The following is a 22,997-nucleotide window of genomic DNA, read 5'->3' as shown; positions in this document are numbered from 1 at the left end:
GGCAAGCCATTACATAGCCACCTGCGACTCAGGAAACGTAAAATTAAAATGACCAAAACAGTTAAATATAAAGTTACCCAATAGATTTAGTTATCTCATTACTATTTGATTATGAAATAAAAAGCCGCCAATTAGCACTGGCGGCCCAACGGCCATAAATATACCCGTTTTAATGCTTGATGATATACATCGTCTGGCTGTATGCCACGTCCTCAGGGTTAGTGATTGGATAACCTTTCACCCACGGTTTAATTAATCGACCATTAGTAAATTGATATATAGGTGCGATAGGTACCTGCTCGGCAATAATCTGTTCAGCTTTATTATAGTCTTCACTCAGTGCTTTAGCATTGGTCTGCTTACCCGCTTCATTGAGTAAATTATCATAATCTACACTATTAAATTTCGCGATATTCCCGCTGTGCGTAGATGTCAGCAGTGACAGGAAGGTAGATGGTTCATTATAATCACCGACCCATGACGCACGAACCACATCAAAATTACCGGTGTTACGGCTGTCAATGTATGTTTTCCATTCCTGGTTAATCATTTTGACATCTACGCCCAATGTTTTCTTCCACATAGAAGCAATAGCAATGGCTAATTTCTGATTATTATCAGAGGTATTATACAAGAGTGATAATGTTAACGGCTTATCAGGCCCATAGCCCGCAGCATGAAGCAATGCTTTGGCTTGTGCGTTCAATTCATCTTGATCTTGCTGCTGCAATAAATTGGCAACCGGATGGTAGCCGGCAGTAACATCAGGGGTAAAGTGGTACGCTGGTTTCTCCCCAGTACCCAATACCTTTTCAGCAATTATTTTACGATCTATCGCATAAGATAATGCTTTACGTACGCGAATATCATTAGTTGGTGCGCGTTGCGTATTAAAAGCATAATAATAGGTACCTAGCTGATCGGGCGTATAAACTTGGTCAGGAATATCTTTTAACAACTTCTGATATAAATTCTTTGGAAAGGACTCGGTAATATCAATATCACCCGCTTGATAACGTTTAGTGGCATTTGCTTCCTGATTAATTGGAATAAACGTCACCTTAGTCAGCACCGTATGCGCATGGTCCCAATAATACTCATTAGGCACCAAGACCAATTTCTCATTAACGACTCTATCTTGTAATTTAAATGCGCCGTTGCCAACCAAATTACCGATTTTAGTCCAGTCATTGCCATATTTTTCAACAACAGATTGGGGAACCGGGAATAGACTAAAGTTCGCCGTTAAACTTGGGAAATAAGGTACGGGTTTACTGAGTTTGACTTTTAAGGTGTGATTATTAATAGCACTCACCCCTAGCGTATCGGCTGGCATTTTCCCCGCAATAATCTGCTGTGCATTCTCCATCCCCGCTAATTCAGCGAACCAGGCAAAAGGAGATAAACTTTTAGGGTCAACCAATCGACGCCAACTGTAAACAAAGTCCTGCGCAGTGACCGGTGCGCCGTTAGACCATTTAGCGTCTTTACGTAAGGTAAATATATAGGTTTGGTTATCTGCTGTTTGCCAGCTTAGCGCAACACCCGGAATTATTTGGCCCCGAGCGTCCTGATTGACTAACCCCTCAAACAGGTCACGCGCGACCTGAGCCTCGATTAGCCCCACGGCTTTCATCGGATCAAGGGAAGCAGGCTCATCTTTAATATGCCGAACGATTTCTTGTTTTTCAGCCAGTATGGTACCCGCAGGGACATCAGCGGCATTTGCCGCGCCCAGCGTAGTGCCAACTAATGCGGCACACAATGCATAACGGAAATAGCGCATAATCGATAACCTTATCGTTGTTGTCCATATTAGCGAAAGCAGACTCTGGCTGCTCATAACGTTAATGACCCGCAGCGCTTGCCGACATACGGTATGCAGGCAATATTCAGCCCTGACCTTGGGTTTATCGTGCTCATAAATTTAGCGCATCATTATTTCTAGATCTATTTATTTAAAGTAAATCAAACAGTAAAGCGTCAACATCAACTCAACATGTTGTAGATATAAACTAGCAGATTAAACCCTATACTGACGACGATAAAATATAGCTCACGGCGGCAGCATCAAAAGTAAACTGCATTCAACAATACAATCAACAACTGACGTTAGCTTTTATGGTTCGCTTAACCATTGCCACCGAATCAAAAATAACTTATTGATTCAAAGAAATAATATTAGATGTTATGTTGAGGGTATTATGAATATGTTCAGGATAACAGAGAACATTATGACTCAATATCGGCCTCGTTCAGCACGAGGGAACCTGCTCACCCCAGGCCAATGCTACGGTCAATCGCTGTTAGGTGCACCGCTGCTTTACTTCCCTGCCCCCACATCTTCGGTTAACACCGGGTTGATTATCGCCGGCACCCATGGCGATGAAAGTGCGGCCATTGTTGCCCTTTCCTGCGCGTTACGCACTATTGCCCCGGAACAACAGCGCCATCATGTGATATTGGCAGTGAACCCGGATGGTTGCCAATTAGGGTTACGTGCTAATGCCAATGGTGTTGACCTTAATCGCAATTTCCCGGCAAAAAACTGGCAGCCAGGCGAGACGGTTTATCGCTGGAACAGTGCCGCTGATGCGCGTGATGTACGGTTATTGACGGGCGAACACGCAGGCTCAGAGCCGGAAACGCAGGCTTTATGCGCCTTAATTGAGCAACTTGCTCCACGTTGGGTCGTCTCATTCCATGAGCCGCTGGCTTGCATTGAAGACCCCGATAACTCCGCACTAGGATCACGCCTGGCAGCCAATTTCGCCTTGCCACTCGTTAGCAGTGTCGGTTACGCCACTCCGGGGTCATTTGGTAGCTGGTGCGCTGATCGCAACTTGCCGTGTATCACCGCAGAATTACCGCCAATTTCCGCCGATGCGGCCAGTGAATGTTATCTGGCTGCATTGGTGGATTTACTCACGTTGGCGGATTAAACCGATAAATCGATCGCCCCTGTTGAGAAGTGCAATCCACCCTCAATATCCTGTTCCAACCATGTCGGGCCATCGAGATCAACAAACCGTGCCCCCGGTGCCAGCGGCAATGCCGCACGTATTGCGCGGGAAGTACACAACATGCAACCGAGCATAATGGCAAATCCCAGTGATTTTGCCTGCTCGGCTAGCAACAGCGCTTCGGTTAACCCCCCACTCTTGTCCAGTTTAATATTTACCATGTCATAGCGGCCAACCAGACCGGCTAAATCCGCCCGCGTATGGCAGCTCTCATCAGCACAAATCGGCAACGGATGAATAAAATTCTGCAAACTGTCATCCTCACCAGCGGGCAGTGGTTGTTCCAACATTGCCACCCCTAAATCAGCCAATAACTGGCAGCGGGCGACCAACCCTTCAGTTTGCCAGGACTCATTGGCATCAACGATTAAGGTCACTTCCGGTGCGGCACTGCGGATCGCGACCAATCGCTCAGCAATGAGATGGTCATCAAGTTTTATTTTCAACAACCTGGCGCCAAGATGTGCCAATGCACTGGCACTGTAGGCCATTGCTTCCGGGGTGCCAATACTGACCGTTTGGGCCATAGAAATAGAGGAAATAGCCGTTGTCTGGCTCATATGCCACAAACTTTGCTGGCTCTGTAAACATTCCAACTGCCACAGTGCGCAATCCACCGCATTCCTGGCGGCCCCAGCGGGTAATAGCAGCTGTAAATCCTGTCGTGAAATACCATTTTCTATGGCATTAACAACCGAGGCGAGCTGTGCCATCACCGATGCTTCACTTTCGCCATAATGTGGATATGGTGTACATTCACCGTAAGCAAGAGTGCCGTTTTCCTCAATCTCGACCACCACTACTTTGGCTTCTGTACGGCTACCACGGGAAATAACAAACGCGGAATGTAAAGGCCATGCCTCAGGGTAGAAACGCATTATTCTCAATTATGGCTCCTTGGCAGAATTCGGGCTTTGGCATCAGGCGTTAGAACCTAACGTAAGTAAAATCTCAATTATTTAGCAAATTTCTCATATCCAAGCCGCCATTGTTACCTTAAACTGAACTTCGTGTTACACATCTGTAAAAGGGATCAAATAATGACACAGACCGTACATTTTCAAGGCAATCCAGTCACTGTTGCAGGTCAACTGCCACAAGCTGGCGATAAAGCAAAAGACTTTACTTTGGTTGCGAAAGATTTATCTGATGTTGCCCTGAGCAACTTCGTTGGCAAACGTAAAGTCCTGAATATCTTCCCTAGTATTGATACCGGCGTTTGTGCCGCATCGGTACGTAAATTCAATCAACTGGCTGGCGAACTTGAGAACACTGTTGTTCTTTGTATCTCCTCTGACCTGCCATTTGCCCAATCACGCTTTTGCGGTGCTGAAGGCCTGAGCAACGTAATTACCTTATCAACGCTGCGTGGCGCTGATTTCAAACAAGCTTACGGTGTGGCCATTACTGAAGGCCCGTTGGCCGGTTTGACCGCGCGTGCGGTGGTGGTTCTGGATGGTAACGATAACGTTATCTACAGTGAGCTGGTTAATGAAATCACCACTGAACCAAACTATGATGCCGCGTTGGCAGCACTGAAGTAACCCGTTAAGTTTCGGTTAACTCAACCGGAGCATTAACTCAAAACGGCTGGCCCATTTGGGTGCAGCCGTTTTTCATTACAAACCGTTTTATAGCAATGAATTGCTGTGTTGCTTACTCTTCTTCGCTTTCATCACTGACTGGCCGTTTGCTACTTAAACCATATTCGCGCAACTTGTTGGCAATCGCGGTGTGAGAGACACCAAGGCGCTTAGCCAATTTACGGGTACTGGGATAATTACGATAAAGGCGCGTCAACACTGAGCGCTCAAAGCGTTTGCTGATGTCATCAAGCGAACCATCAAGCACTTCATCACCTAGCACGGCTTCAACTTCAAACTCCGGCAGGATAATGTCCTGTGGCCGCAGTTCGAAACCATCCAATTGGGTCAGGGCGCGATAAATGGCATTTTTCAACTGTCGCACATTACCGGGCCACCCATAATTAGTCAGAAAACTGCTCAGCTCAGGTGCCAACTTCGGCCGAGGCACGCCTTGTTCGTCCGAGAAGCGGGCAACGAACAATTCGGTCAGTGGCATGATATCAGCCTGACGTTCACGCAATGGTGGCAAGGTGATAGTCAGCACATTAAGGCGATAATAGAGATCCTCGCGGAATTCGCCGCGCTGAACCAACTCCACCAGATTCTTTTGGGTGGCGCAAATAACCCGAACATCAACATGCACTTCATGTTCTTCCCCGACACGGCGGAAGGTGCCATCGTTTAGAAATCGCAACAGTTTGATTTGCATGCGCGGCGACATTTCGCCGATTTCATCCAGTAGCACCGAGCCACCATTCGCCTGCTCAAAGAAGCCTTTTTTACCTTCGATAGCATTCGGGTAAGCCCCGGCCGCATAGCCGAATAGCTCGCTTTCTACCACATCGTCCGGCATTGACGCACAATTAAGGCCAAGGAAAGGCATTTTCCCGCGCGGGCTACGCAAGTGACAGGCGTGTGCCAAGAGATCTTTACCGGTACCGGTATCACCGACCAATAGCAAGGGAGCATCCAGCATCGCCAACTTACGGGCTTGCTCAAGCACTTGGCGCATCTTAACGCTGGTGGCAACAATCTGTTTAAACTCAGTATCATCGTTGACCGACAAGATTTGCAGTTGTTTGCCCATGCGTGCTGTGGATTTTAACATCACCACCGCACCCACTGTTTGGTTCTGCTGATCTTCGTCTTCAAGTTCAATGGGGGTGACCTCCATCAGGTAATCCTGATTGTTGATCAACACCCGTTCGGTATGAGGTGCGGTTGCCCCCTCTTCAAACCAACGGGCAAAGTTGTATCCCACGAGTAAACTGCCCGCAGTTTTGTGGCGAATACGCTCCTCATGAAGGGAGAAAAGCTCACGGGCCGCAGGGTTGGCTAACTCAAGATTACCTCTTAAATCAATGGAGAATACCGGTTCTGGCATGGATTCAAGTAGCGCCCGTAGCGAGCGGTGCTCACGCTCAGAAGGCATAAAGGAGACGGTACGAACATCAGTGACCCCCTCGATGCGCCGAATATCCATCATTAGGGCACTGAATACACTGAAATCCAGTTGGGAAAAGTTCAGGTAAATACGGCCTATTGGATCAATTTCGATCCCCCGTAAATCAATGCTGCGTAAAACCAAGAGATCAAGTAACTCTCTGGTGAGACCGATTCGGTCTTCACAAAAAACTTCCAAACGCATCAGTATCGACCTTATATATGGCAGGTGCGGAGTCTCTGCCTATGATAATACCCTGTCCCCCCTTACTGATGAAGCAGTCTGTCAGCAAAAGTTGACAGGAATCGGGTTTTTACTGATTTTTTTCCTGGCCGATGCCGTCAAGATAAGATTTTCCGCGTCTGCACACCCAAGATATAGCTGGTTATTATTATTTTCATGAATAATTTAGAATAATATAACGACTAACAGTATCAGCCCCTCGTCAAGGTGAGGTGACACTTTGCATTACATCGGCCAAGTGGCTATAGTATAGGTAGCCACATGACCGAGGAGGTTACATGAGAGCTTATCAACCTACCCCCACAACGAAAGCAGGGGCACTCTGGCGAGAAATTGGTTTGCCAGCCAGCCGTGGCACGGTATTAGTCGACAGCATCAAGCTGGGTTTTTCTGTCGATGTCATCGACAGTATCCATCTTTGGGCCTCTATGCCTAAATCTGAAATATTGCGCGCTACCGGTATTCCCAGCCGTAGCCTGACCCGCCGACGCACCCATGATGGCCGTTTTACACCAGAAGAGAGTGAGCGAATCGCGCGCTTCGTGCGGGTAATGGATGCCGCAGTTGACCTCTTCGGTGGTGATAAAGGCAAAGCTATCGTCTGGATGTCGACACCCATTAAGGGGCTTGGGCACCGCAGTCCTGACTCACTGCTGGAGACCGAAACCGGCGCGTTAGAAATCTGCGATTTAATTGGGCGGCTGGAACACGGTGTATTTTCATAGCTGAGTGCCCGGAAGGATAAAAGTGATATAGGGAAGGTGACATGGATAAGTACTCAATCACGCGCAACCAGACAGGGCAATACTTATGATGCTTTATCGCATCGTGATGCGCCGCTACCTGGCTTCAACCTGGACCGGTTATGGCGCTGAAATCTATGGTGGGCGCTGGAATCATAAAGGCCACGCCGCCATCTATTTAGCCAGTAGTGTGTCACTGGCGATGCTGGAAACACTGGTACATATTCAAGACAGCTCAACACTCAGCGAGTTTGAGTTATTCCAGATTGAGATTGATGACAGCAATATCATGCTGTTACAACCACAGGATTGGCCACTGGACTGGCGCAATGACCCCGCGCCTGCGGCTACGATGGATATCGGCACAGAGTGGCTGGAATCAGAATCATCAATTGGATTGCTGGTCCCATCCACACTGGTGCCTTCAGAACATAATATGCTGGTCAATCCGCGCCACAAAGATTTTCAGGCCTGCTTGAGTACCGCCAAAGCACTCTCCTTTGCCTTCGATCCCCGATTGAAATAGTGGGCCGGCACTGAAACTTAACCCGTTATGGATTGGCTTTGTCTTTTTTGGGCAACGCATTTTTCAGTTGGCTAATCAACTGACGGCGGAAGTCTCCCAGCTTAGGTTTATCACCATCCAACCACGGGAGCGGGCGGCATAGCTCCATAGCTTTGATACCCAGTCGCGCTGTCAGTAGCCCCGCCCCAATCCCTTGCGCCGCACGAGTGGATAAACGCGCGGCCAAGTCTTGTGATAGCCAGTCCATACCCACTTCGCGTACCAATTCGGAAGCTCCGGCAAAGGCAATGTTCAGTAACACTAAGCGGAATAACCGAATTCGGCTGAAATATCCCAACTCGATACCATACAGAGCGGCAATACGATTAATCAGACGAATATTACGCCAGGCGATAAAAGCCATATCCACCAGCGCCAGAGGGCTGACCGCAATCATTAATGCGGATTCGGCAGCGTAGCGGCTAATTTCTGCCCGTGCCTGGTTATCCAGTGCCGGCTGCACCAGTTTGGCATATAATTCAACCACTTCACGATCGTTATGCGTCTCATGCAAGGACGCCTGCCAACGTTGCAGTGCCGGATGCCCTTGATCCAGTCCGGCCTGACGCGCCAGTTTTTCACAAAAGGCGCGCCCTTGCCCGATACCGTGACTCACCAAGAGTTCACGTGCGATATCCCGCTCTTCGGCCCGCTGGCGTAAACGGTATAAGCGCCGCCACTCCGTCAACACCGAGCCAATACCGGCCACGACAATCAGCCCACCGGCGGTCGTTGCTCCCAGCGCAATCCAATCCTGCTGCTGCCAAGCCTGATTAACCCATTGCACTGACTGAGCAATCACACTGACGCCAAAGAGTGCCAGTCCGGCTGTCACCATTTTGCGCCACAGACTGCGTTTAGGTTTTAGCGCAGCATTCACCAGCCCTTCCACCCGCCCCTCTTCATCTTCAGCATCGAGTTCAGGTGCCGCAGGATAGAAGTTCTCTGCGGTTTGTTGATCAAAAGCCTGTGCTGCTTTTAATACTGGTTCATCAAGGGGCTGCAAAGGTTGTTCAAAATCTATCCGTGGTTTCAACGGCTCACTCATCGCAACTTATCTCCCAATAAGAACTCCATCACTGCATCCAGCCGAATATGGGGCAATGGGCTATCAACATTCACCGCTTGTGGACGAAATTCATCGAAATGAAAACCCTGCTGCTGCCAAAATGCCGGGCCAGGCAAACGCGCTGGGACATCCCCTGGGAATACCGTCAGCGGTACACCATCCAGCAAACGATGACCACGCAATGCCGGGATTTTTTGCCCCTGATGTTCAACCATGCCACTTTCTGTCGCCTGTACCGATGCCAACCCTACGCAATCCATGCTGATCCCTTCAAAAGCGGCATTTTGCCAGGCCTCCTGCACCAATTGCTGGAGTAACGACACCAGGTTTGCGTGTTGATCTGCCGTCACGTGATCCGCTTTAGTTGCCGCAAACATCAGCTTATCGATACACGGCGAGAATAAGCGGCGGAATAACGTGCGTTTCCCGTAATGAAAACTTTGCATTAATTGTGTCAAAGCCAGGCGCATATCATTAAATGCCTGCGGCCCGCTGTTCAAGGGTTGCAGGCAATCCACCAGCACAATTTGCCGATCAAATCGGACAAAATGCTCTTTATAAAAGCCTTTCACAACCGAGTTACAGTAGTAGTTAAAACGGGTACGTAGCATGCCCAAATTGGAGTGTTTATCCGCCTGAGCCAGTCGCGATTCACTCAGTTCATTCACCTCCGGCCACGGGAAAAACTGTAATGCAGGTGCACCGGCCATATCCCCAGGCAGGACAAACCGCCCCGGTTGAATGAAATGCAAGCCTTCATTCTTACAGCGAATAAGATAATCGGTATAGGCCTGCGCGATAGCCGCTAGCTGATTTTCGTCTGCGGGTGCCAACGGATCACACTGCTGACATAATGCCAGCCACGGTTTGGCCCACTGTGCGCGATCCCCTTGTAGCAAGCCAGCCATCTGGCGAGACCAGCTTAAATAGTCCTGTTCCAACATAGGCAGGTCCAGTAACCATTCACCGGGATAATCGACGATTTCCAAATAAAGTGTCGATGTCTCTTTAAAATGGCGCAAAAGCGAATCACCAGATCGAAAACGCAGTGCTAAGCGTATTTCACTGACACCACGGGTTGGGGTTGGCCAGTTTGGCGGAGTGCCATATAACGACGCCAGCCCTTCATCATAGGTAAAACGTTGAATACCCAAATCGCGCTGCGGCACCCGCTTTACGCCCAGTAGCCGATCTTCGCGCACAACAGAAAACAGCGGCATACGCGCACCGCTGTGGACATGAAGTAACTGATTCACTAACGAAGTGATAAAGGCGGTTTTCCCGCTGCGGCTCAAGCCGGTTACTGCTAAGCGGAGATGGCGATCCATCCCTCGATTAACCAAAGACGTGATCTCATTTTGCAGTCGTTTCATGCTTCTCCTTGGCAAATTGGCCCGCGGCTACCTGCATTGCACGTTTTAACATCGGTTCCAGTAGCATCAGCAGCAACCAACGCAGGGGCTTACGGCTCACACTCTTTACTATTAAGCCCGCAGCACCGGCCGGTCCATAGGTCAATGCGACAGTAAACACCATTTTAACCAGCGTTGTTAATACTACACCTGCGCGTGAACGGGTGGGATCATTGTTCATCTTTTGCCCTCTGGCAGGCCATATTGATAAATAACAACATCTCTTGATCTATGGGCAACCGCCCAGGGATCAATCATTGTCTGGTAGCACTATAACTGTCTGTTAACCCTACAACTGACGAAAACGGCTCTGGACACCGAAAGTCTCAGAGGTGACATAGCGCTCTACCTGACGCAAGCGCTGCTCACCAGCCCCCAACTCAAATTCTAGCTGATCCAGAAGCTGGCGGGGCGTGGCTTCATGCTGGTCACTAAAACTGGCTGCGGGTGCCGGTTCCAACATAAAAGTCAGTACGATATAAGCCGCGATAGTAAAAACAAACAAACCAAAGAACAGAGATAACACCACCATCACCCGAATCAATCGCACCGGAATATCAAAATAGTGAGCCAGACCGGCACATACGCCCTTAATCATGCCCTCTTCCGGTACCCGATACAGCTTTTTGCCACTCAACATCGTATTTTTAAAAACATCGCCCATTATGACTGTCTCCAGTTCGGATGTTGTGCATCAAGAATTTCTTCTAATGTCTGAATACGTTCGCGCATCCGGCGAGCATCATCAGTTAACTGTGATAAGCGCTGCATATCCTGATGGCTAAGCTGAGCGCCACTTTGCTGGCGATTGCTGTAATGCAGCCATAACCAGATAGGTGCGACAAACAGCACAAAAATGGTCAGTGGTATGGCAAGAAACAGGATACTCATTCGTTCCCCTTAATCATCTGGCGGGTATTCGCATTTTAATTATGGCAGGCCGCTTTATTCCCAACGGCCTGCCCGGTATATATTCGCTACTAACGCGATGAGTCAGCGTAAAAGTCATGGCTTACGGCCGTGGACCAACTCCCTTACTCGGCCGAATTCATTTTCGCTTTCAGCGCGGCCAACTGGTTACTGATTTCATCATCGGCTTTCAGTTCGGCAAATTGGCTTTCCAGCGACTTTTGTTTGCCGATCCCCACAGTTTCAGCCTCAGCTTCCATATGATCAATGCGGCGCTCAAATTGCTCAAAACGCGCCATAGCTTCGTCGAGTTTTCCGCTATCGAGTTGGCGGCGCACATCACGAGATGACGCAGCCGCCTGATGGCGCAAGGTCAGCGCCTGCTGTCTGGCACGGGTTTCGGTTAACTTACTTTCCAACTCGCTAATCTCATGTTTCATACGGCTCAGTGTTTCTTCCACTGTGGCCACTTCGCGGGTCAGTGTATCAATCAATGCAGCAACTTTTTGTTTTTCAATCAGTGCCGCGCGGGCTAAATCTTCTTTATCTTTACGCAGAGCCAGCTCGGCTTTCTCCTGCCACTCTTGCTGCTGACTTTCGCTGTGATCGATACGGCGCAACAACTGTTTTTTCTCCGCTAATGCTCGAGCGGATGTTGAGCGAATCTCTACCAGAGTATCTTCCATTTCCTGAATCATCAGGCGCACTAATTTTTGCGGGTCTTCTGCTTTATCCAGCAATGTATTGATGTTGGCATTCACGATATCGGCAAAGCGTGAAAAAATACCCATAATTTATATCCTCTTTGACTTAATGGCTTTCTGAAATAGTGGCGTCTGATTGCACCCATTCGCCTAACTCTGTTGGAATAACTATTATCAAGAGTCGTGCCAACTTTTTATGCGTTTTAATAAGTTGAAAAGTAACAAAAAAATATTTTATGCTTAAATTAAGATAGAATGTAAAGTGAGTATTTTAACCAACTATTGGCGAATTTCATCATGAGCGAGCAATTAGAAAACCTGTTAGGCGAAGCAAACTCTTTTGTTGAAGTGCTGGAACAAGTTTCCGGGCTGGCAAAGTTGAATAAGCCGGTATTGGTGATTGGTGAACGGGGCACCGGTAAGGAGCTGATTGCGCACCGGTTACATTATTTATCAAACCGTTGGCAAGGGCCGTTCATCTCACTTAACTGTGCCGCGTTGAATGAAAACTTACTCGACTCAGAATTGTTTGGTCATGAAGCGGGGGCGTTTACCGGTGCGCAGAAGCGCCATTTAGGGCGTTTTGAACGCGCGGATGGGGGTACGCTCTTTTTGGATGAACTGGCAACAGCGCCGATGTTAGTGCAGGAAAAATTACTGCGTGTGATTGAGTATGGTCATCTGGAGCGCGTTGGCGGCAGTCAGCCGCTGCAAGTGGATGTCCGGCTGGTTTGTGCTACCAATGACAATTTACCCGCTTTAGCGCAGGCAGGTAAATTCCGCGCCGATCTGCTGGACAGGCTCGCCTTTGATGTAGTGCAACTACCACCGTTACGTGAACGTCAGCAAGATATCATGTTACTCGCTGAACACTTTGCCATCCAGATGTGCCGAGAGTTAGGTTTGCCGCTGTTCCCGGGCTTCACCTCTGCAGCAAAAGCGCAATTACTGCAATACCGCTGGCCGGGCAATGTCCGTGAGTTAAAAAATGTGGTTGAGCGCTCAGTCTATCGCCATGGCAGCAGCAGTCAGCCACTGGATAATATTATTATTAATCCTTTTGCACCCCGACAGCCCCGTGAAAACAAAGCGCCGCAAATGGCAGACGTTCACGTTTCTGAACTTCCTCAATTGCCTCTCGACCTAAAGCAGTGGTTGCATAACAGTGAACTGCAAATGTTGAAACACGCTTTGGAACAGGCGCGGTTCAATCAACGCAAAGCGGCGAGTTTACTCGGGCTAACCTATCATCAGTTACGTGGCATGTTAAAGAAGCATGCTATTTTAAGCGGTGATATTGGTCAGTAGAAAAGAATTAGCCTCTCATTTCGTTCAGTGCAGAGGATAATAACCGGCTGATCTGAGCGAAAAACTAATGAACCCCCTCCAGCCCCCGCAGATATTTACCTTTAACACAGACATCGACAGGGAGATTAATTAAATAAGCGGCTTGTGCAAAACTGGATAACCCTTTCGCTCCATTACCATTAACTTTATCTTCTGCTATAGTTCCATACCATGTATCATCTATTTTAATATTAATCGCATTAAGCGACATATCATCCGGTCGCCACATAATAGTCGCATTATATTTTTTAATTATCTGATTATAAATCATTATGCTGTTATCAGCATCACATTGTGATTTTAAATCACCAGGTTTAGTCGCCAATACCGAACTGCAAAATAATACAACGACCCCATAAATAACCACTTTCATAATATAACCTCTACATATTAGCAATATTAACTTTATAAAATGGCGATTAACTTAAACATTCTGCCATGACCTCGATAAATTGAATCTATACTCCGCTTGTGGTTCGTTGACTTCATACTGCCAAAACACGCCCTGACCATCGGTCTTATTCCCATTCTTAACATCCAGACTCGCATTATATTCAGACTCGACGGTATTATTAAAGTATTGCGATAAGGATTCGCACTGGCACTCGATCGCGTTTGCCGATACAACGGGTTAGGCATAAACTCATTAGCTATAACTCTGCCCTGACGCAACAGGTATGAAGTTGCTGACATAATTTGTTCTCCTAAAATTCTGCTATGCGCCATCCATTCCGATAAGAACAGTGAATAGCGAAAAATATGGTGAAGCTCCTGTTGCATACCACTTGCCCCCACGCGTAATATAAAATCCAATGTATAATCTGCGCTATACATATTACTATCAGCCCTTATCTGATAAAGATAAACCAGAGCATCACTGCCCATTGTCGTTTGTATTTTTTTCAAAACTCGCTCTAAATAATTATAAGCAAAGACTTTATCAGCTGTAGTAGAAATAAATATACTATCTGCTGATGTGGCATGGTCACCACGGCAACTTCTGCCACTAAGGTGTTCAACTACAGAATCATTATCACCTAAAGAGTGAAAACCCTGACTGAATATCTCTTGATAATCGCGGGTATCAACACGCCAAACAATATCCGGCGGCTTAGCCCAACCACTCATACTTATCACACAAGAAACAAACAATAAAATCATTAATTGACATAATTTCATAACGCCACCAGAATATATAAATACAGTTTCAGTACTAATATTTTTCATTTATTAATATAGCAATGGATGTATTGATTTCATAATCCAAAAAAACTGAGTACACACAGGATAAATATCATTATCATTTATAATTAAATCGTGATCGAACGTCAGTACACATAACATATGAAAGGACCAGACGACGACAGGCAAAAAAAAAGCCAGCACCCGAGCTGGCTTAAAAAACACTGGAAGCAATGTGAGCAATGTCGTGCTTTCCTGTCTAAAGCCAGAAGCTATTGGCCTTATCCTGAAGAGCAAAATGATGATAATGGTTCTCAATAGCACTTGCAAACACTTTGTTGAGAATTTTTCTCATTCCCATACTAATTCTGATGGAATTATGTTCACTTACCGAGTCAAATATGGCTACCACAGACAATTGCCCTCACAACTTCCTATCGTATAAACAACAATTTGCTGTTTATTCACCTCAATTGCTGCAACAACCAGCAGACGGTGCAGTTGTTTTGCTCAATGGATTGGGAGGCGTGTCAGATTACGGTACACTATGAGTATTGCTTACTTACTGCGAAGCGTTTATGCGTGTTTTACTTATTTGGTTGCTGTCGTTGTCTTGCCTTGCGACATCAGCGCTGGCGCAACCCGCCCCAGCGCCCCAGCCCGATCAACCGCTGCCGGATATCCGCCAACGCGGTTTCGTCTATTGTGTCAGCGGGATACTAAATACCTTTAACCCGCAAATGGCCAGTAGCGGGTTAACTATCGATACTCTGGCAGCACAACTTTATGATCGCCTGCTGGACGTTGACCCTTATACCTACCGTTTAATTCCTGAATTAGCTGAAAGTTGGCAAGTGCTGGATAACGGTGCCACGTATCGTTTTCATTTACGAAAAGACGTTCCCTTCCAGACCACCCATTGGTTTACCCCAACCCGGATGATGAACGCAGATGATGTGATATTCAGCTTTCAGCGGGTATTTGACTCACAGCACCCCTATCATAATGTTAATGGTGGCGAGTATCCCTACTTCGACAGTTTGCAATTTGCTGACTCAGTACAAAGTGTCAAAAAACTGGATGACTATACAGTTGAGTTTAAGCTGAAAGCGCCCGATGCCTCATTCCTCTGGCATCTGGCTACCCATTATGCCCCGGTACTTTCTGCCGAATATGCCGATGTGCTGGCCCAAAAAGGCCGCCAGGAACAGATCGATCGGGAACCTGTCGGGACTGGTCCCTTCTTGTTGAACGAATATCGCTCTGGGCAATATATTCGTTTGTTCCGTAACAGTAACTATTGGAAAGGCTTACCACGCATGCCTCAGGTGGTCATTGACTTAGGCGTGGGGGGAACCGGGCGTTTATCCAAATTATTGACCGGCGAATGTGATGTGTTGGCCTATCCGGCTGCTAGCCAGTTATCTATCTTACGTGATGACCCGCGCCTGCGCCTGACACTGCGCCCAGGGATGAATGTGGCCTATCTGGCGTTCAATACCCGTAAACCGCCGCTCAACGATCAGCGGGTGCGGCAGGCGATTGCATTATCGATTAACAACCAACGATTGATGCAGTCAATCTATTACGGCACGGCTGAAACCGCAGCGTCTATTTTACCACGCGCATCATGGGCTTATGACAATCAGGCTCAAGTAACCGAATATAATCCAGAAAAAGCTAAAGATATTTTAAAACAGCTTGGCCTGACTAAATTGCAACTCAATCTATGGGTACCAACTGCCTCGCAATCTTATAATCCCAGCCCATTAAAGACAGCAGAACTGATTCAGGCTGATTTGGCCCAGGTGGGGATTACGGTCAATATCGTGCCGGTCGAAGGCCGATTCCAAGAGGCGCGGCTGATGGAGATGAACCATGATCTGACGCTGACGGGTTGGTCGACAGACAGTAATGACCCGGACAGTTTCTTCCGCCCACTATTAAGCTGTGCGGCAATCCGTTCGCAAACAAACTATGCTCATTGGTGTGATCCGGCGTTTGATGAACTGCTGCAAAAAGCATTACGTTCACAGCAATTATCCGCGCGTATTGAATATTATCAGCAAGCCCAGCGTATTTTAGAGCAACAATTGCCACTGTTGCCATTAGCATCTTCATTACGGTTGCAGGCATACCGTTATGACATTAAAGGTTTGGTATTAAGCCCGTTTGGCAATTCTTCTTTTGCTGGCGTGTTCCGCGAGAGCGATGAGGGCAAAAAACCATGATTATCTTTACGTTACGGCGCTTATTACTGTTAGTGATAACATTATTTATGTTGTCACTGGTCAGTTTTAGTCTGAGCTATTTTACCCCTCATGCACCGTTAAATGGTGCATCCTTACCTGATGCTTACCGCTTCTATTTCAGTAGCTTACTTCAGTGGGATTTTGGGGTTTCTAGCATCAATAGTCAGCCAATTAGTGAGCAATTGCGTGAAGCCTTCCCTGCCACCATGGAATTATGTGTGCTGGCCTTTACACTGGCGTTATTTGTCGGCATTCCGTTGGGCATTATTGCCGGTGTAATGCGTGGTAAATGGGCTGATATCGCCATCAGTTCTATCGCATTACTCGGTTTCTCAATTCCTGTTTTCTGGTTGGCGCTGTTACTGATGCTGTTCTTTTCGCTGCATTTAGGTTGGTTGCCAGTTTCTGGTCGGTTTGACCTGTTATATCAGGTCAAACCGGTCACTGGTCTGGCTCTGGTCGATGCATGGCTATCCCCCTCACCGTATCGCAAAGAGATGATGCTCAGTGCTGTGCAGCATATGATCCTACCCATCACCGCACTGGCGGTGGCCCCAACGACCGAAGTCATTCGTCTGATGCGCACCAGTACCGATGATGTTATCGGGCAAAACTACATTAAAGCGGCGGCTACTCGCGGCTTATCGCGTTTTACCATTATTCGCCGTCATGTGTTGCATAATGCCTTGCCCCCGATCATTCCGAAACTGGGGCTACAGTTCTCCACCATGCTGACGTTAGCGATGATAACCGAAGTGGTATTTAACTGGCCGGGGTTGGGCCGTTGGCTGATTAACGCCATTCGCCAGCAAGATTACGCTGCGATTTCTGCAGGTGTGATGGTGGTTGGGTCGTTGGTTATCGTCATTAATGTCCTGTCAGATATTCTGGGCGCAATGATGACACCGTTAAAGCATAAGGAATGGTATGCCCTTCGATAATGTCTACCGTGAGAAGAAAATGCCCAGTCCGCTGCTGTATACCTGGCGGCTTTTCTATGGCGATGCCTTGGCAATGGTGGGCTTCTACGGCGTCCTCGCCCTATTAGTGCTTTGTGTGTTGGGCAATACACTTGCCCCCTATGCCCTTGACCAACAGTTTTTGGGCTACCAACTGCTCCCGCCCTCTTGGTCACGCTATGGCAACGTTTCGTTCTTCCTTGGCACTGATGATCTTGGCCGCGATATTTTAAGCCGATTATTGGCAGGAACCGCATCGACTTATGGTTCTGCGCTGTTGGTAACCCTTGCTGCGGCGCTGTGTGGCGTGGTGCTCGGTGTATTTGCCGGTATCACTCACGGCTTTCGTTCCGCTATTCTTAATCATGTGCTGGATACCCTGCTCTCTATCCCGTCTCTGCTGCTGGCCATCATTGTGGTCGCCTTTGTCGGGCCGAGTTTAGAACATGCCATGTTCGCCGTTTGGCTGGCACTGTTACCTCGAATGGTACGAACCATTTATAGCGCCGTACATGATGAGTTGGATAAAGAATATGTTATTGCCGCCCGTTTAGACGGCGCGTCCACCCCTCATATTCTGGCTTATGCTATTTTCCCCAATATTGCGGCTGTGCTAGTCACTGAATTTACCCGTGCGCTGTCAATGGCAATCCTGGATATTGCCGCATTGGGCTTTTTGGATTTAGGTGCGCAATTGCCCTCACCGGAGTGGGGTGCGATGTTGGGGGACTCACTTGATTTAGTCTATGTCGCCCCGTGGACCGTGATGTTGCCGGGTGGCGCAATTTTAGTCAGCGTACTGCTGGTTAACCTGTTGGGCGATGGCATGCGCCGGGCAATTAATTCGGGGGTGGAATAATGCCGTTACTTGATATTCGTAACCTCACTATTGAATTTATGACCTCTGAAGGGATGGTCAAAGCGGTTGATCGCATCAGTATTACCCTGACTGAGGGTGAAGTCCGTGGCCTGGTGGGTGAGTCCGGTTCCGGTAAGAGTTTAATCGCCAAAGCTATCTGTGGCGTCAGTAAAGATAACTGGCGTATTACCGCTGACCGTTTTCGCTTTGACGATATCGATCTGTTGCAATTGACGCCACGCGAACGACGTAAGGTGATCGGCCATAATATCTCGATGATTTTTCAGGAACCGCAGTCCTGTTTGGATCCCTCAGAAAGTATTGGTCAGCAATTGATACAAGCGATACCGGGCTGGACGTATAAAGGGCGCTGGTGGCAGCGTTTTCATTGGCGCAAACGGCGGGCAATAGAATTACTGCACCGTGTGGGGATTAAAGATCACACAGATATTATGCGCAGTTATCCCTATGAACTGACCGAAGGCGAATGCCAAAAGGTGATGATTGCCATTGCACTGGCAAATCAACCCCGGTTGCTCATTGCCGATGAACCCACCAATGCCATGGAGCCCACGACTCAGGCACAAATTTTCCGTCTGCTGGCGCGACTTAATCAGAATAACAACACCACTATTTTGTTAATAAGCCATGACTTGCAGATGATGAGCAAATGGGCAAATCGGGTTAATGTGCTCTATTGCGGCCAAACAGTGGAAAGTGCCGTTTGCGAAGACCTGCTGGCCGCGCCCCACCACCCTTATACTCAGGCGCTGATCCGTGCAATGCCTGATTTTGGCCGCTCTCTGCCACATAAAAGTCGCTTAAATACGTTGCCTGGCGCTATTCCATCACTGGAGCACTTGCCCGTTGGCTGTCGCCTTGGGCCTCGCTGCCCTTATGCGCAGAAAACCTGTATTGAAACACCGCGCTTGCGGCTGGTAAAAAACCACGCCTTTGCCTGCCACTTCCCGTTAAATCTGGAGGAACAATAATGGCAGAGACTCTGCTCGAAGTCCGTAATCTGAGTAAAACCTTCCGCTACCGTACTGGGCTATTTCGCCGTCAGCATGTGGAAGCGGTTAAATCGGTCAGTTTTACTTTACGCGAAGGCCAGACACTGGCGGTTATTGGCGAGAACGGTTCAGGTAAATCCACCTTGGCAAAAATGCTATCGGGTATGATTGAACCAACTGATGGCGAATTGCTGATTGACGATCATCGCCTGTCCTACGGTGATTATGCTTATCGCAGCCAGCGTATTCGTATGATCTTTCAGGATCCGAGCACCTCGCTTAACCCTCGTCAACGCATCGGCCAACTGTTGGATGCACCACTGAAGTTGAACACGGATTTAGACGCAGTGGCTCGTGAGCAACGTATCTATCAGACGTTGCGGCAGGTGGGATTACTACCTGATCATGCTAACTATTATCCGCATATGTTGGCGTCCGGCCAAAAGCAGCGTATCGCACTGGCACGCGCACTTATCCTGCAACCTAAAGTGATTGTTGCCGATGAAGCCCTGGCGTCTTTGGATATGTCCATGCGCTCACAGATTATTAATCTGATGCTGGAATTACAGGAAAAACATGGCATATCTTATATTTATGTCACCCAGCACTTAGGCATGATGAAACATATCAGTGATCAAGTGATTGTGATGCATGAAGGGGAAGTGGTGGAGCGTGGCAGCACGGCCGAGGTGTTGGCATCCCCGCTGCATGATCTGACTAAGCGCCTGATTTCCAGCCACTTTGGTGAGGCTTTAACTGCTGATGCCTGGCGGCGGGACTCTGGCCATTTCTAAGCGGGTTTTCTGCCTAGCCATTTCCTCACGATACCCCACTCCGCGCTCACCTCAGCGCGGATTTTCCTGCTTCTTTAGTCATTAATTCACTAACGTAACAACATTTTTGTTATATATAATAATATGTTATTACTTTTTGTTATGGATTATGGTTTAACATTATTTTATCTCGCAAACTCAATCAGCAATGATATCCACTGTGTACATTCCATAAAACAACAGGATATCTTGCCGATGTTGATACCTACTACCTTGCCATGCTCCCGGTCCGATACCGCACTACCTACCCTTGTCGCTGATTCACTCCCGGTTTATAGCCAAATGATGCTTAAAACCTCTTTATCGTTAACCTGGGCGTGTTGCTGCCCCTAACGGAGGTCATCATGGTGCAATTTCGACAACAAGATCATGCCCATTGGTATCATGAAACTCAACGCAGCGGTAACCCGGAGATCTATGCCGCCCCCGTCACCGACGAGCACTACAGTGCTAATGGTTGTAATAGCGACAATCTGCTAAATAGCGATAAGATTGTTGAACGGGATATATTTTTGCTCGGTTTAGCTGACACAATTCCCGCCGGATTAGATGGCCCCTTACGCCAGCATGCGGCTATTATTTCCGCCTCAGATGCGATGTATCAGGCACTTTTCCCGCTCACTGTCGAGCTGGACCGAGACAATACATTTTCGTTATATGACCGTTTAAGTAGTGCACTGACCGTGGCTCAGGTTACTGGCGTTCAGCGGTTATGTAGCCACTATGCCACCCGACTTACCCCTCTTTCCAGCCCGGACGCATCGCGGGAAAGTAATATGCGGCTGACACAAATAACCCAATATGCCCGTCAACTGGCCAGCCAACCGACATTAATTGATAAACATGCTTTGCAACAGTTAGCTGATGTGGGGTTAACCGATGCAGACATTATCGTTTTATCGCAGATTATTGGTTTTGTTGGTTATCAAGCCCGAGTGGTGGCGGCTCTTTCTGCCTTAGCCGGATATCCTACGGTAATACTGCCCGGTTTCCCGCGCATGGAAGATGCACCCGCAGGCTTGATAGCGCCATCTGTGGTGCAATGGCAAGGTTGGTTACCCTCAAAGGCAACCCATGGGGTCATTTCACCTGAGCCATCAGCAGATGAAGCAGAGATAACCCTCAGTGCGTTGCTGCAATATCATCAACAAAGCCTGATCGCTTATAGCAGCATAATCACCCGGCAACATCGCCCTCAACAACCTGATTGGCTGGCATTGGTCGCGTTGGTGACGGCTCGCATCAATGGTAGCCGCTACTGTCTGGCTATCAACAAACACCAATTGCAACAAGTCAGCCATAATGCCTTGTTGATTGAGGCACTTGAGTTGGGGATTGAGAATGCTTTAGCGACTCAATCTGATGACCCAACTACTCACCCACTTATCTATGCTGTAGCCGAGCTGACCCGTGCACCGGAACGCTTTAGCCATCAACATATCAGCCCACTGTTGGCCTTGGGTGTCAGTAATCAGCAGATAGTGCGTATCATCTTCGACACCGCCGCAGCCGGATGGACCAACCGGTTAAGACAAACGCTGGGGCAAGCCGTTTGATACTCGTCAGCAACTGCGGATTGCAGCGTTTTAGTGGGTCGCCAACCACGTTTTAGCAACATCAAAAAAGTGCTGGGCCAGCGGTGTTACGCGCTCTGGTTCAGCCACTACGACAGCGGCATGTCGATTCATCTTCCCAATATCCACCGGCCGCCGTTGCAGGTCGGGTGACATATCCTCAAGTAGACTCCCTTGTGGGAACAAGCCACAGCCTAAACCGACAAAGATGCCTTGTAATAACTGAAAGATAGACGTGCTTTCCAGCCGCACATGCAGCGACAAACCGGCCTCACGAAAACTGTTATCCAGATAACGGCGGAAGTAACGGCTGGGTTCAGCCAGGCAGAGCGGCAGTTGTGCCACTTGGGTCAGTGTCAGTGGCTCAGTCCCCGTCAAATTGGGGAAATGTTCGGGGTGAAACACCACGTCAATGCCCCCGTCAACCAGCGGTTGCACCTGAAAATGCAACTCACTCAAGGTGGTCAATTCAAAAAAACCAATGCCCACATCGACCGAGTGACCGGTTAAAGCCTCTAGCAATTGATCAGCACTTAACACTGAAACGCGGTAATCCAGATGAGGATAGCGTTCACTGGCACTTTTAAGTAAAAGCGCCAACGAGATACTGCATTGTGGTACGACACCAATACGCAGTGTGCCGTTTAAACCATGTTTAAGGGATTCAACCTCTAACTTTAGCCCTTGATAGACAGAGACAATCTCTCTGGCCCAGGCCAATACGCGCTCACCTTCGGCGGTAAATCCTTCGAAATTATTGCCCCGATTTATCAGTGCCACCCCCAGTTCTCGCTCCAGGTTTTTCAGGCGCATCGACAATGTTGGTTGGCTGACAAAGCTGGCTTCCGCCGCACGACCAAAATGACGCTCACGCTCCAGATTACAAAGATAGACCAGTTGTTTGATATCCATACAGATACTCAGATTTTCATGATTTTATCCAGTATATCATCGCCCCTCAGCGGCGTGTTTTGCCATGGAGGCCTTTTTCGAGCGAAAAATTTACACAGCTATCCGATCCAGATCTCATTTCATCTTTCAACCAAGGTATTTCACTGATTAACATTTGAGCGCATTTTGGATAGTTTCGGGTTATTCATAATAAGCACAATATTGGCTTGGTTATTCATTAACAACCAATCAGATTAACTGCAAATGACAAAAATAGCAGAATATATCACTAAACAAAATCAGCTCAGCTTTTAATCAAAACAAAAGTTTGCCAAACAGCGAAAACATAAACGTTAATACTGCATAACATTTGCAACATGGTTGCATTG

At 47.9% G+C, this 22,997-nt stretch carries 23 protein-coding genes; 11 read left to right on the top strand and 12 right to left on the bottom strand.

All coding sequences use genetic code 11. From position 1 onward, the window contains the following. Positions 1 to 169 precede the first annotated feature (169 nt). Positions 170 to 1,786, bottom strand: a complete 1,617-nt coding sequence (locus tag EL015_RS10350) for a peptide ABC transporter substrate-binding protein (RefSeq protein ID WP_005184394.1) — start codon at positions 1,784 to 1,786, stop codon at positions 170 to 172. Positions 1,787 to 2,234: 448 nt separating this feature from the next. Between EL015_RS10350 and mpaA the strand changes: the two genes are divergently transcribed. Continuing rightward, on the top strand, positions 2,235 to 2,942 hold the full coding sequence (gene mpaA, locus EL015_RS10345) for a murein tripeptide amidase MpaA (RefSeq protein WP_032906074.1): 708 nt from the start codon (positions 2,235 to 2,237) through the stop codon (positions 2,940 to 2,942). On the opposite strand, the gene ycjG is transcribed toward mpaA, so the two are convergent. Continuing rightward, entirely contained in the window at positions 2,939 to 3,910 is a 972-nt protein-coding gene (ycjG, locus tag EL015_RS10340; protein ID WP_032906075.1) for an L-Ala-D/L-Glu epimerase, read from the bottom strand. The two genes, mpaA and ycjG, sit on opposite strands and share 4 nt — an antisense overlap. A gap of 153 nt (positions 3,911 to 4,063) precedes the next feature. Between ycjG and tpx the strand changes: the two genes are divergently transcribed. Beyond that, positions 4,064 to 4,567 carry a thiol peroxidase gene (gene tpx, locus EL015_RS10335; RefSeq protein WP_005184397.1) on the top strand — a complete coding sequence of 168 codons (504 nt, stop codon included), beginning with the start codon at positions 4,064 to 4,066 and terminating at the stop codon, positions 4,565 to 4,567. 112 nt (positions 4,568 to 4,679) lie between these two features. Here tpx and tyrR read toward each other — a convergent pair whose 3' ends face one another. Beyond that, positions 4,680 to 6,257, bottom strand: coding sequence for a transcriptional regulator TyrR (gene tyrR / locus EL015_RS10330; protein WP_005184399.1), 1,578 nt, complete (start codon positions 6,255 to 6,257; stop codon positions 4,680 to 4,682). Between the two features lie 317 nt (positions 6,258 to 6,574). Here tyrR and EL015_RS10325 point away from each other — a divergent pair, with 317 nt between their 5' ends. Then, positions 6,575 to 7,021: a DUF2384 domain-containing protein gene (locus EL015_RS10325; protein ID WP_005184401.1), complete on the top strand. Its 447-nt coding sequence runs from the start codon at positions 6,575 to 6,577 to the stop codon at positions 7,019 to 7,021. A gap of 85 nt (positions 7,022 to 7,106) precedes the next feature. Beyond that, a complete protein-coding gene (locus tag EL015_RS10320) occupies positions 7,107 to 7,565 on the top strand; it encodes an RES family NAD+ phosphorylase (protein ID WP_005184404.1) in 459 nt (152 codons plus the stop codon). Between the two features lie 25 nt (positions 7,566 to 7,590). Here the strand turns inward: EL015_RS10320 and EL015_RS10315 are convergent, their stop codons facing one another. The 6 genes from EL015_RS10315 to pspA form a co-directional block, all read right to left on the bottom strand. Further along, positions 7,591 to 8,652 carry a YcjF family protein gene (locus EL015_RS10315; RefSeq protein WP_032906077.1) on the bottom strand — a complete coding sequence of 354 codons (1,062 nt, stop codon included), beginning with the start codon at positions 8,650 to 8,652 and terminating at the stop codon, positions 7,591 to 7,593. Next, positions 8,649 to 10,046: a YcjX family GTP-binding protein gene (locus tag EL015_RS10310; protein WP_032906079.1), complete on the bottom strand. Its 1,398-nt coding sequence runs from the start codon at positions 10,044 to 10,046 to the stop codon at positions 8,649 to 8,651. Before EL015_RS10310 ends, EL015_RS10315 begins: the two co-directional genes overlap by 4 nt. Next, complete coding sequence (gene pspD / locus EL015_RS10305) at positions 10,027 to 10,266, bottom strand: phage shock protein PspD (RefSeq protein ID WP_005184410.1); 240 nt, start codon at positions 10,264 to 10,266, stop codon at positions 10,027 to 10,029. Before pspD ends, EL015_RS10310 begins: the two co-directional genes overlap by 20 nt. Positions 10,267 to 10,374: 108 nt before the next feature. Further along, a complete protein-coding gene (gene pspC, locus EL015_RS10300; RefSeq protein ID WP_005184415.1) occupies positions 10,375 to 10,749 on the bottom strand; it encodes an envelope stress response membrane protein PspC in 375 nt (124 codons plus the stop codon). Further along, positions 10,749 to 10,976 carry an envelope stress response membrane protein PspB gene (gene pspB, locus EL015_RS10295; protein ID WP_032906081.1) on the bottom strand — a complete coding sequence of 76 codons (228 nt, stop codon included), beginning with the start codon at positions 10,974 to 10,976 and terminating at the stop codon, positions 10,749 to 10,751. The genes pspC and pspB overlap by 1 nt, the downstream gene beginning before the upstream one ends. Before the next feature lie 143 nt (positions 10,977 to 11,119). Beyond that, on the bottom strand, positions 11,120 to 11,785 hold the full coding sequence (pspA, locus tag EL015_RS10290) for a phage shock protein PspA (protein ID WP_005184417.1): 666 nt from the start codon (positions 11,783 to 11,785) through the stop codon (positions 11,120 to 11,122). A gap of 210 nt (positions 11,786 to 11,995) precedes the next feature. On the opposite strand from pspA, the gene pspF reads away from it, so the two are divergent. Continuing rightward, positions 11,996 to 13,006 carry a phage shock protein operon transcriptional activator gene (gene pspF, locus EL015_RS10285; protein WP_005184420.1) on the top strand — a complete coding sequence of 337 codons (1,011 nt, stop codon included), beginning with the start codon at positions 11,996 to 11,998 and terminating at the stop codon, positions 13,004 to 13,006. A gap of 64 nt (positions 13,007 to 13,070) precedes the next feature. Here pspF and ytxB read toward each other — a convergent pair whose 3' ends face one another. Beyond that, on the bottom strand, positions 13,071 to 13,418 hold the full coding sequence (gene ytxB / locus EL015_RS10280) for a putative AB5 enterotoxin binding subunit YtxB (protein ID WP_005184422.1): 348 nt from the start codon (positions 13,416 to 13,418) through the stop codon (positions 13,071 to 13,073). A gap of 32 nt (positions 13,419 to 13,450) precedes the next feature. Further along, positions 13,451 to 14,224, bottom strand: a complete 774-nt coding sequence (gene ytxA / locus EL015_RS10275) for a putative AB5 enterotoxin ADP-ribosylating subunit YtxA (protein ID WP_032906083.1) — start codon at positions 14,222 to 14,224, stop codon at positions 13,451 to 13,453. 581 nt (positions 14,225 to 14,805) lie between these two features. On the opposite strand from ytxA, the gene sapA reads away from it, so the two are divergent. The 6 genes from sapA to EL015_RS10235 all read left to right on the top strand — a co-directional run bounded on the left by sapA (position 14,806) and on the right by EL015_RS10235 (position 21,699). Then, positions 14,806 to 16,458: an ABC transporter substrate-binding protein SapA gene (sapA, locus tag EL015_RS10265; protein WP_005184427.1), complete on the top strand. Its 1,653-nt coding sequence runs from the start codon at positions 14,806 to 14,808 to the stop codon at positions 16,456 to 16,458. After that, entirely contained in the window at positions 16,455 to 17,420 is a 966-nt protein-coding gene (gene sapB / locus EL015_RS10260) for a putrescine export ABC transporter permease SapB (protein ID WP_032906084.1), read from the top strand. The genes sapA and sapB overlap by 4 nt, the downstream gene beginning before the upstream one ends. After that, complete coding sequence (sapC, locus tag EL015_RS10255; RefSeq protein ID WP_032906085.1) at positions 17,407 to 18,297, top strand: putrescine export ABC transporter permease SapC; 891 nt, start codon at positions 17,407 to 17,409, stop codon at positions 18,295 to 18,297. The genes sapB and sapC overlap by 14 nt, the downstream gene beginning before the upstream one ends. After that, entirely contained in the window at positions 18,297 to 19,289 is a 993-nt protein-coding gene (sapD, locus tag EL015_RS10250; protein ID WP_005184431.1) for a putrescine export ABC transporter ATP-binding protein SapD, read from the top strand. Before sapC ends, sapD begins: the two co-directional genes overlap by 1 nt. Further along, the gene (gene sapF, locus EL015_RS10245; RefSeq protein WP_032906086.1) at positions 19,289 to 20,104 is read left to right on the top strand and encodes a putrescine export ABC transporter ATP-binding protein SapF; all 816 of its coding nucleotides are present in this window, start codon (positions 19,289 to 19,291) and stop codon (positions 20,102 to 20,104) included. The genes sapD and sapF overlap by 1 nt, the downstream gene beginning before the upstream one ends. Positions 20,105 to 20,487: 383 nt before the next feature. Further along, positions 20,488 to 21,699, top strand: a complete 1,212-nt coding sequence (locus tag EL015_RS10235) for a CMD domain-containing protein (protein WP_032906087.1) — start codon at positions 20,488 to 20,490, stop codon at positions 21,697 to 21,699. Positions 21,700 to 21,729: 30 nt separating this feature from the next. Here EL015_RS10235 and EL015_RS10230 read toward each other — a convergent pair whose 3' ends face one another. Further along, a complete protein-coding gene (locus tag EL015_RS10230) occupies positions 21,730 to 22,629 on the bottom strand; it encodes a LysR family transcriptional regulator (protein ID WP_050288183.1) in 900 nt (299 codons plus the stop codon). Positions 22,630 to 22,997: the final 368 nt, after the last annotated feature.

The sequence above is a fragment of the Yersinia intermedia genome (assembly GCF_900635455.1).
Lineage (GTDB): Bacteria > Pseudomonadota > Gammaproteobacteria > Enterobacterales > Enterobacteriaceae > Yersinia > Yersinia intermedia.
Note: the sequence above shows the minus strand (reverse complement) of the source record. Positions and strands in the feature narration are given on the sequence as shown.

Coding starts and splice junctions, on each gene's coding strand:
- EL015_RS10350 (WP_005184394.1), bottom strand. CDS start 1,786: ATGCGCTATTTCCGTTATGCATTGTGTGCCGCATTAGTTGGCACTACG.
- mpaA (WP_032906074.1), top strand. CDS start 2,235: ATGACTCAATATCGGCCTCGTTCAGCACGAGGGAACCTGCTCACCCCA.
- tpx (WP_005184397.1), top strand. CDS start 4,064: ATGACACAGACCGTACATTTTCAAGGCAATCCAGTCACTGTTGCAGGT.
- tyrR (WP_005184399.1), bottom strand. CDS start 6,257: ATGCGTTTGGAAGTTTTTTGTGAAGACCGAATCGGTCTCACCAGAGAG.
- EL015_RS10325 (WP_005184401.1), top strand. CDS start 6,575: ATGAGAGCTTATCAACCTACCCCCACAACGAAAGCAGGGGCACTCTGG.
- EL015_RS10320 (WP_005184404.1), top strand. CDS start 7,107: ATGATGCTTTATCGCATCGTGATGCGCCGCTACCTGGCTTCAACCTGG.
- EL015_RS10315 (WP_032906077.1), bottom strand. CDS start 8,652: ATGAGTGAGCCGTTGAAACCACGGATAGATTTTGAACAACCTTTGCAG.
- EL015_RS10310 (WP_032906079.1), bottom strand. CDS start 10,046: ATGAAACGACTGCAAAATGAGATCACGTCTTTGGTTAATCGAGGGATG.
- pspD (WP_005184410.1), bottom strand. CDS start 10,266: ATGAACAATGATCCCACCCGTTCACGCGCAGGTGTAGTATTAACAACG.
- pspC (WP_005184415.1), bottom strand. CDS start 10,749: ATGGGCGATGTTTTTAAAAATACGATGTTGAGTGGCAAAAAGCTGTAT.
- pspB (WP_032906081.1), bottom strand. CDS start 10,976: ATGAGTATCCTGTTTCTTGCCATACCACTGACCATTTTTGTGCTGTTT.
- pspA (WP_005184417.1), bottom strand. CDS start 11,785: ATGGGTATTTTTTCACGCTTTGCCGATATCGTGAATGCCAACATCAAT.
- pspF (WP_005184420.1), top strand. CDS start 11,996: ATGAGCGAGCAATTAGAAAACCTGTTAGGCGAAGCAAACTCTTTTGTT.
- ytxB (WP_005184422.1), bottom strand. CDS start 13,418: ATGAAAGTGGTTATTTATGGGGTCGTTGTATTATTTTGCAGTTCGGTA.
- ytxA (WP_032906083.1), bottom strand. CDS start 14,224: ATGAAATTATGTCAATTAATGATTTTATTGTTTGTTTCTTGTGTGATA.
- sapA (WP_005184427.1), top strand. CDS start 14,806: ATGCGTGTTTTACTTATTTGGTTGCTGTCGTTGTCTTGCCTTGCGACA.
- sapB (WP_032906084.1), top strand. CDS start 16,455: ATGATTATCTTTACGTTACGGCGCTTATTACTGTTAGTGATAACATTA.
- sapC (WP_032906085.1), top strand. CDS start 17,407: ATGCCCTTCGATAATGTCTACCGTGAGAAGAAAATGCCCAGTCCGCTG.
- sapD (WP_005184431.1), top strand. CDS start 18,297: ATGCCGTTACTTGATATTCGTAACCTCACTATTGAATTTATGACCTCT.
- sapF (WP_032906086.1), top strand. CDS start 19,289: ATGGCAGAGACTCTGCTCGAAGTCCGTAATCTGAGTAAAACCTTCCGC.
- EL015_RS10235 (WP_032906087.1), top strand. CDS start 20,488: ATGGTGCAATTTCGACAACAAGATCATGCCCATTGGTATCATGAAACT.
- EL015_RS10230 (WP_050288183.1), bottom strand. CDS start 22,629: ATGGATATCAAACAACTGGTCTATCTTTGTAATCTGGAGCGTGAGCGT.